Origin of the sequence: Ensifer sp. SSB1, from assembly GCF_016652895.1 — a bacterium.
GTDB lineage: Bacteria > Pseudomonadota > Alphaproteobacteria > Rhizobiales > Rhizobiaceae > Ensifer.
This window is the reverse complement of record NZ_JAEPRP010000201.1, coordinates 4,301-12,292: the sequence shown is the minus strand read 5'-3', so window position 1 is coordinate 12,292 and position 7,992 is coordinate 4,301. Positions and strand designations below refer to the sequence as shown.

General features: G+C 61.3%; 8 protein-coding genes. 5 read left to right on the top strand and 3 right to left on the bottom strand.

Features of this window, described 5'->3' with window-relative positions; all coding sequences use genetic code 11:
• Window positions 1–279 precede the first annotated feature (279 nt).
• The 5 genes from I8N66_RS32290 to I8N66_RS32270 all read left to right on the top strand — a co-directional run bounded on the left by I8N66_RS32290 (window position 280) and on the right by I8N66_RS32270 (window position 5,194).
• Window positions 280–1,353 carry a cyclic nucleotide-gated ion channel gene (locus I8N66_RS32290; protein WP_291163056.1) on the top strand — a complete coding sequence of 358 codons (1,074 nt, stop codon included), beginning with the start codon at window positions 280–282 and terminating at the stop codon, window positions 1,351–1,353.
• Between the two features lie 188 nt (window positions 1,354–1,541).
• The gene (locus tag I8N66_RS32285) at window positions 1,542–2,375 is read left to right on the top strand and encodes a response regulator (RefSeq protein ID WP_113539276.1); all 834 of its coding nucleotides are present in this window, start codon (window positions 1,542–1,544) and stop codon (window positions 2,373–2,375) included.
• A 296-nt stretch (window positions 2,376–2,671) separates the two neighbouring features.
• Window positions 2,672–3,964: a diguanylate cyclase gene (locus tag I8N66_RS32280; RefSeq protein ID WP_291163052.1), complete on the top strand. Its 1,293-nt coding sequence runs from the start codon at window positions 2,672–2,674 to the stop codon at window positions 3,962–3,964.
• A 125-nt stretch (window positions 3,965–4,089) separates the two neighbouring features.
• Window positions 4,090–4,566 carry a VOC family protein gene (locus tag I8N66_RS32275; RefSeq protein WP_291163049.1) on the top strand — a complete coding sequence of 159 codons (477 nt, stop codon included), beginning with the start codon at window positions 4,090–4,092 and terminating at the stop codon, window positions 4,564–4,566.
• A gap of 220 nt (window positions 4,567–4,786) precedes the next feature.
• Entirely contained in the window at window positions 4,787–5,194 is a 408-nt protein-coding gene (locus tag I8N66_RS32270; RefSeq protein ID WP_291163046.1) for a DUF805 domain-containing protein, read from the top strand.
• A 10-nt stretch (window positions 5,195–5,204) separates the two neighbouring features.
• Here the strand turns inward: I8N66_RS32270 and I8N66_RS32265 are convergent, their stop codons facing one another.
• The 3 genes from I8N66_RS32265 to I8N66_RS32255 form a co-directional block, all read right to left on the bottom strand.
• Window positions 5,205–5,804, bottom strand: coding sequence for a YdeI/OmpD-associated family protein (locus I8N66_RS32265; RefSeq protein ID WP_291163043.1), 600 nt, complete (start codon window positions 5,802–5,804; stop codon window positions 5,205–5,207).
• 98 nt (window positions 5,805–5,902) lie between these two features.
• Window positions 5,903–6,847 (bottom strand): phosphatase PAP2 family protein, encoded by a 945-nt coding sequence (locus tag I8N66_RS32260; RefSeq protein WP_291163040.1) that lies wholly within the window; start codon window positions 6,845–6,847, stop codon window positions 5,903–5,905.
• Between the two features lie 182 nt (window positions 6,848–7,029).
• A partial coding sequence (locus tag I8N66_RS32255; protein WP_291163037.1) for a GlxA family transcriptional regulator occupies window positions 7,030–7,992 on the bottom strand: 963 nt, incomplete at its 5' end.

Below are 7,992 nucleotides of genomic sequence, written 5' to 3'. Positions count from 1 at the left end.
TCACCGAAGCGCCGACGCCTCTGAAGCCGAGCTACGAACTCTGGATCAAGCGCCGCGAGGCCTGGCTGAGGCCGGTGGATGGGGCCGAGCAATTTGAAGAGGATCGGCAACCGAGAGCCGCCGGAAGGCGCTTCTAGAGAGGTTCGCTTCCTGATTTCCGCGCTTCTTTACATGAGCATCGATTCATGAATGGAATCGTGCTTTAGATCAAAGCGTTACTGCTTTGATCTCACCGGCGCTCGAGACGGCCGCGCGGGTGGCGGGCCGCTGGGGGAGTAAATGTCGGCACGGCCTTTGTTGAGGATGTCGGACGCTGCCAATGGAATTTTGGCAGCGGCTGGGCTCGTGGTTGTTGCGGCGCTGACCGCAACGAGCTTTGGCGCTGCCGCGCGTCTTGCCCTCGAGGGTTTCCTCGTCGGGATCTGGGGCTTCTATGTCCTGCAACTCACCGATACGCTGATGGCGCTCGGGGCAAGGGACGGCCGCGCCTCTGTGCCCGAAGCGACGATCGATCTGATCGCGGTCATCGTTCCGCTTGTCGGCTTCCTTTTTGCCAGCACCCGGGATCAGAGCCTCTATTGCGGCGTCTGGCTGCTGAAGCCGCTCCGCCACTCCACTTTCTTCCGGCTTCTCGGTCGGGTGGTGTCACGGGCCGCACCCAATCTCATTGGCGTCACCTCGCTCTTCGGCATCGTCCTCTTCGGTGCATCGCTTGTCGCCTATCTCATCGAGCGCGATATCCAGCCGGAGAAGTTCGGTAGCATTCCCCAGGCCATGTGGTGGGCGGTGGTGACGCTTTCCACCACCGGCTATGGCGACGAGATCCCGCAGACGCTTGGCGGGCGGGTGCTCGCCGGCCTGGTGATGATGAGCGGCATCGGCATCTTCGCTCTCTGGGCCGGCATTCTTGCCACCGGCTTTTTCGAAGAGGTGCGCCGCCAGGACTTTGTGCGCAACTGGCAGCTGGTTGCGGCGGTGCCGCTGTTCGAGAAGCTCGGTTCGGCCGCCTTCGTCGAGATCGTGCGGGCGTTGCGCCCGCGGGTGGTGCCGGCCGGCGCCATCATCTGCCGCAAGGGCGAGGCGGGCGACCAGATGTTCTTCATCGTCGAGGGGCGCGTCAGCATCGCCACCCCTTCGCCGACGCCGATCGAACTCGGCCCCGGGAGCTTCTTCGGCGAGATGGCGCTGATAACGGGCGAGCCGCGCTCGGCAACCGTCAGCGCCGCCACCGAGGTCTCGCTGCTTTCGCTCTATTCGGAGGATTTCCAGATGCTGTCGAGCAGCAATCCGGAGATCGCCGACGTCATTCGCAAGACGGCCGACGAACGGCGTGGCGTGGCGCCGAGGCATTGATGGCTTGCGGTGGTCGAAAGCGGCCGGAACGTGCCATGCCGGCACGCGACCTCGTCATTTCGCCGGGCGCTCATTAACACCAGAGAAAGCCTTTCTCCTCTAGCATGGCGGCTGCAAGTTACAGTGACTTTGCGGGCATGACGAACGCTTGGGCGCTGTAGGGGGACACTCTTTTACATAGGCGTTCAATGTCGTTTTTTGGCGTTTCCGGAATGTATTATTCCGGCGAATCCCTTGCCGAGCACCGTATCGTGCTTGCCGAGGACTCCAACCTCTTCTCAGCGATGGTTTCGAAGCGGCTGAAAGAGCTGTTCGACATCGATGTCATCGTCTGCCGCGACTATGACGACCTGCAGTTCGCCGTCGAGAACGCGACTTTTCCGGCGTCGCTCGCCATCTCCAACATCAACCTCCCGGGGGCGGAGAACGGCGAGGCGCTCAACTATCTGATCGAGATGAGCGTGCCGACCGTCGTCTTCACCGGCTCCTTCCAGGAGTCGACGCGCGAGAAGATCCTCGCCAAGGAGATCGTCGACTACGTCATCAAGGACAGCGTCTTTGCGGTCGACATGCTGGCGGAATCCGTCTGCCGCTTCCTCACCAACCACAAGCACCACGTGCTGATCGTCGATGATAGCCCGACGGCGCGCGCGCTTCTGACGACGCAGCTCAAGCGCTACAATTTCCGCACCAGCTCGGCGGAAAACGGTGCGATGGCGCTCGAACTCCTCAAGACCAATCCCGATATCGGCCTGGTCATCACCGACTACAACATGCCCGATATCGACGGCTTCGAACTGACACGGCGTATCCGTGGTTCCTACGGACCGCATCAGCTGCGCATCATCGGCGTTTCGTCCTCCACCAACCGGCTTTTGTCGGCGCGCTTCCTCAAGGCCGGCGGCAACGACTTCGTCGTTCGTCCCTTCGTCAACGAGGAATTTTACTGCCGCGTGAACCAGAACCTGGACACGCTGACGAAGATCCGCACACTCAGTGAAAAAGTTAGGGTTCCCGCGTAGGCAATTCGCCAAGGCTCGATAAAAACCCCTAAAATTTATTGGGCACGTGCATCAAAAATGCCGCTCACAGGTTGCCGTATTAACGAAATTGCAATCCGATCGGTCTTCAATCCGCCCCAGCAGGAGCGGGGAGCCCGGTCACACCAGACCACGCCGGCCAAATGGCCGGTGCGGTTCGTGGCGGGGTTTGTTGATACATTTGGAGCCAGCGTCACCCCTTGAGGGAAGCACGCCTGCGGCTCGAGAGGGGTTGCAGGGACGTGAGATTGCGCCGCACGCCAGGCCGGGTGAACTCTGTGCAAAAGCACAGCGACAAGCGGATGCTCCTTGTCGAAGACTCCCGGATGTTCGCGACGGCGCTGAAATACGGGCTCGAGTCCGTGCATGGCATCCGCGTCACCCATTGCAGCTCGCTCGCGGCACTCAAGGAAGCGCTGGAGCAGGCGCCGGAAAGTTTCTCGCTGGCGGTGCTCGATCTCAACCTGCCGGACGCGCCCAATTGTGAGGCGCTCGAATTCGTGCTCGACAATCAGGTGCCGGCCGTCGTCTTCACCGCAGCCTTCAATGACCATACGCGCGAAGAGATCCTCGGGCGCGGCGTGCTTGATTGCGTCATCAAGCATCAGCCGGAATCGATCAACCTCCTGATCGGCGCCGTCGACCGGGCGCTCACCAATGGCAAGACGACGGTGCTGCTCGCCGATTCCGATGCCGCCTCGCGCAGCGAGCTTGCCGACATCCTAAGGCGGCAGCGGATCTCCGTCTGCGAGGTCGCGTCTGCTGCCGACGCGCTGCAGGTGCTCGACAGCGGCGAGGCGGTCGATCTCGTCGTCACCGACCTCGACCTCGCCGATATGTCCGGTGCAGCACTCCTGGCCGAAGTGGAGCGGCGGCAGGGTGATGGTGCGCTGCCGGTGATTGGGCTTTCCGACAGCGGCGACCGAAGGGCCGGCGCCCGTTTCCTGGAGGCGGGCGGCACCGATTTCATCCAGAAGCCTTTCCTCGAAGCCGAGTTCAACGGCCGCATCGCCCAGACAGCCGGCGTCCAGAAGCGACTGCAGACGCTGCAGCGCCAGGCGGCAAGCGACTATCTCACCGATCTCTATAACCGCCGGCACTTCTTCCTTGCCGGTCCGCGCCTGGTGGAGCAGTGCCTCAGACGCGGCGAGCCGACGGCGATCGCCGTTCTCGACATCGATCATTTCAAGCGGCTCAACGACACCTACGGTCACGAGATTGGCGATATCGTGCTGAAGCACGTGGCCAAGCGGCTCTCGGTGCTGGTGGGCGAGGATCACCTGCTTGCCCGCCTCGGCGGCGAGGAATTCGGCGTTCTCTTCAACGGCTGCGACGTGCGCCGCGCCTTTGCCTTCTGTGATGCGCTGCGGCTGGAACTCGCGAAATCGCGGATCGTGGCCGACGACGAGGAACTGACGATCACCGTCTCGATCGGCCTTGCCACCATCGAAACGTCGGAAGCCTTCGAAAACTACCTGCATGCCGCCGACCAGTTTCTCTATATGGCCAAACATGCCGGCCGGAACCGGGTGATCTCGGAGCTGGCGCTTCTCGACGCGCTGGCGTCATAGGCGCCTCCGGCCGGGCCACAGCCCGGCCTCCAGAAATATACATTCACGACCTGTCGGCTTGGAACGAAGTCGAACGTCCTTCGGTTAGCCGCATGTGATCCAGCGCTTCGAGGAGGACACGACGCATGACCAATGTTGTTTCAAATCTCTGGTTCGCCAAGGAGGCCCGCGAGGCCGTCGACTTCTATATTTCGCTTGTTCCCAATTCCGCGATCATCCGCATCACCAGCTTGCCTGCAGAAAGCCCGAGCGGACCGCCCGGCAGCGTGACGACCATCGAGTTCACGCTCGGCAATCAGGAATTCCTGGCGCTCGAAGCCGGGCCGCTCGATCCGTTCAACCATTCCTTCTCGATCATGATCCAGTGCGATACCCAGGAGGAGATCGACAGGATCTGGAATGCCATCAGCGAAAACGGCGGACAGATCGAGCAATGCGGCTGGATCCGCGACCGCTGGGGGCTGTGCTGGCAGATCGTGCCGAGGGCGCTCGGCGACATGGTCGCCCATTCCGACCGTGCGCGCGCCGAGCGCGTAACGGAGGCGATGCTCGGCATGATCAAGCTCGACATCGCCGAACTGGAGCGCGCCTTTCACGGCTAGGGGATGGCTGTCTCGTGGGTGCGGGACCCGTAAGGGGCGGCAAGCGGGTCTTGTGCCGCCTCCAATGGCGGTCGGGGTGTCACGCCCGAGGCAACTTGCCTGCGCAATCATGGGGCACGTTGCTTCATAAAAATATCTACAGGTTTTATTTGCGAACTTTCTATATGACGAAAAGGCTGGCCAGCGCGGGGGCGCTTGGGAGGTCAAGGGGAGAGACGACGTGAATTCGCAGACTTTTACGAGTATTGATGGCCGTATCGGACGCCAGACCTGGTGGTTGGCGCAGGTCGTCGTCTGGATTGCGACGACAGCCGCGGTGTTTGCCGGAGGGGCGCTTTTGGCGCTTTCAGGCGTTGATAACTATGCCGCGGGCTTCAGCCTGATGCATTTGATGGTTTTCATCGTCCTCGTTGCCAGCACCTATTTCTCCCTGGTCGTCAACATCAAGCGTTGGCATGATCATGGCAGGTCCGGTTGGTGGAATCTGGCGCTCTTCGTGCCAGTCGTCGGGCCGCTGCTGGGCCTCGTCATGCTGGGCTTCCTTCCGGGTGACGAGGGTGACAACCGCTTCGGCCCATCGGGCGAACGCATTGTCGGAGGTGCGGGGCAGCGCTTCGGTCGCGTTTAGCAATAGCCCTTCATTTGCTTTTCTGCGGATAGATCGTTTCGCCGCGCTTCAGCATCGCGACGAAGGTCTCGATCTTTTTCTTGCGCCCGGCTTCGGTCTTCATGTTGTGGGTGCGGAAGGCGAGCGCGAAGCGGTTCTGGGCGCTGAGCTTGCCAAGCATTTCGCGGGCTTCGGGTTCGGCATCGATCGCCGCCTGCAGGTCGTCGGGGATCTTCAGGTCCTTGCCGCTCGCATAGGCCCGGTCCCAGCGGCCGTCCGCCTTGGCGGCATCCACCTGTTTTAGGCCATGCTCGGTCATGCGGCCCTCGGCAATCAGCCGCGCGACATTGTCGACATTGATCTTGCTCCAGATGCTCTTCTTGCCGCGCGGGGTATAGCGCTGCAGAAAGCTCTTGTCGTCGAGCCCCTTGCGCACGCCGTCGATCCAGCCCCAGCAGAGCACCACATCGATCGCCTCCTTGGGGGTGATCGAGGCGAGCCCGGAATTCACCTTGTGGGTCTTGATCCAGACTTCGGTTTCACTCTGGTGGTGGGCGGCGAGCCAAGTGTAGAAGCTGTCGAGGTCCTTGAATTCGTGGACCTTGGCGGGATTGATCTCAACCGGTGCCATCGGCGACTTGCTCCTCGGCCGTTGAAGTTGAGCCATTCAACTGAAAATGAGCATCGGCGCAAGCGGCGATCATTGATCCGCATCTCCGACCACCGGTGTCACCATTCGGCGGGCGAGGGCGCGACCGGTCCGGGCAAGCGGGTCTTCAGGCGCGAAGGGCTCGTGGCAAATGTGACGATTCCAATGGAAGCCAGAGCGACCGCGGCGCCGGCGATGATATCGACGACGTAGTGACTTCCTGCGGGTATCGCGGAGAAGCCCATTGCGAGGTTCAGGGCGAGCGCAAGATGCCGGAGCAAACGCACAGGCCACAGTGCCCACGCGCACAGTACCGCTACGGCCGCATGCACCGACGGAAATGTCACAATGCCCTGGCTCTCCGGAAGTCGCCAAACGAAGTTGGGATCGTTCCTGACCGCATGAAACTCTTCGAGGAAGAGGTATCCATAAGTCGCGTTGATGTGTTGCAAACTGTCGGTATCGAACTGGTAGTAGGCGTATGTGCCAAGGGCGGGGAAGAAGACCGCGATGGCGCTCGACAGGAAGCACAGAAGCGCATAGGCGCAAACCATCTGATTGGCTCGCCGGTCGTGGCCGGCCAGCACCAGCAAGGCCGGGCAGAGCAGTAGCTGGTAGGGGAATGAACGATAGGCTGCGTTCAACACCCCGGATATCAGAGGGTGCAGATCGATCCAGCCGATCATCGCTGTCCAGTCGACCCCAAGCCATGTGTCCCATCTGGAGAGTTGCCCGTCCGTCAATGGGAAGCCCATCCAGGCCGACAAATAGGTTGAAAGCGTGATCGGGACGACAAGGAGCAGGCCGCATCCGCAACATTCGATCATTGGCCGAAGTTTGTGAAGCTCGAACCGCAGCGAAAGGAAGCTGGCCGCGAGGACGGTGGCTGCGAAGGTTGCAGCTTCATACAGCCAACCTTCAAAGCTCAGTGGAAAGCCGGCAACGGATGCCGTGAACAAAAGCGCTGCATAGGAAAAGATCGTGCCCGCGATCAAGAACTGGCGAGCTTGAGAAAAGTCTTTCACAAAAGAAGCTCCGCACCAAAAGGAGTTGCAGATATATTCAATACTGGTTGTATATATGTAAATTAACCTTCAATAATTGCGCTCCCCTTGCATGCTTGCTTGTGGTGCGGCTTCAGCGAGAACTTGGTACGAAAAAGGGCGGATCGCTCCGCCCTTCCTGTTCTCGATCTCTTGCCGAACTCTTATCGCGCCATCTGCAGCGTCAGCTTGCGGTCGGCGCGCTCCTGCTGCGGCGAGCGGTTGTAGAGTTCGCGGTAGCATTTGGAGAAGTGCGAGGCGGAGACGAAGCCGCAGGCCACCGCCACCTCGACGACCGGCATCGACGACTGGATGAGCAGGTGCCTTGCGCGGTCGAGGCGGATTTCCAGGTAGTAGCGGGCGGGTGAACGGCCCATTTCTTGGCGGAACAGCCGCTCGATCTGGCGGCGCGAGAGATCGGCGCCTTCGGCGATTTCCAGAAGCGACAGCGGCTCGGCGAGGTTTGCCTCCATCAGTTCGATGATCGACAGAACCTTGGCGTTCTGCACGCCGAGGCGGGCGCGCAGCGGCAGGCGCTGGCGGTCATGCGGGCCGCGAACGCGGTCGGTCAACGCCTGTTCGCAGACGCGGTTGACGAGGTTTTCGCCGAAATCCTGGTCGATCAGGTTCAGCATCATGTCGAGCGAGGCGGTACCGCCGGCGCAGGTATAGATGTTGCTGTCGATCTCGTAGAGGTCGGCATAGACGTCGACCTGCGGGAAACTTTCGGAGAAACCCGGCAGGTTTTCCCAGTGGATGGCACAGCGCTTGCCGGTCAAAAGGCCGGCCGAGGCCAGCACATGGGCGCCCGTACAGAGGCTGCCGACGGCAACGCCGCGGTTGTAGACTTCGCGCAGCCAGGCATTGACCGACTTGTTGTTGAAGTCTTCGACATAGATGCCGGAGCAGACCAGCACCATCGATGGGCGGTTTTCGCCACCGAGGAACTTGCGCTCGTCGGCCAGCGACGAGTTCACCTCGAGCGCGATGCCGCTCGAAGAGAGGACCTTTTCGCCGTCCGACGAAGCGAGGCGCCAGGAATAGGCCTCGTAGCCGAGCATGCGGTTGGCGATGCGGAGCGTTTCGATCGCCGCCGAAAAGGGCAGCATGGAAAAGTTCGGCACCAG

Coding starts and splice junctions, on each gene's coding strand:
- I8N66_RS32290 (WP_291163056.1), top strand. CDS start 280: ATGTCGGCACGGCCTTTGTTGAGGATGTCGGACGCTGCCAATGGAATT.
- I8N66_RS32285 (WP_113539276.1), top strand. CDS start 1,542: ATGTCGTTTTTTGGCGTTTCCGGAATGTATTATTCCGGCGAATCCCTT.
- I8N66_RS32275 (WP_291163049.1), top strand. CDS start 4,090: ATGACCAATGTTGTTTCAAATCTCTGGTTCGCCAAGGAGGCCCGCGAG.
- I8N66_RS32265 (WP_291163043.1), bottom strand. CDS start 5,804: ATGGCACCGGTTGAGATCAATCCCGCCAAGGTCCACGAATTCAAGGAC.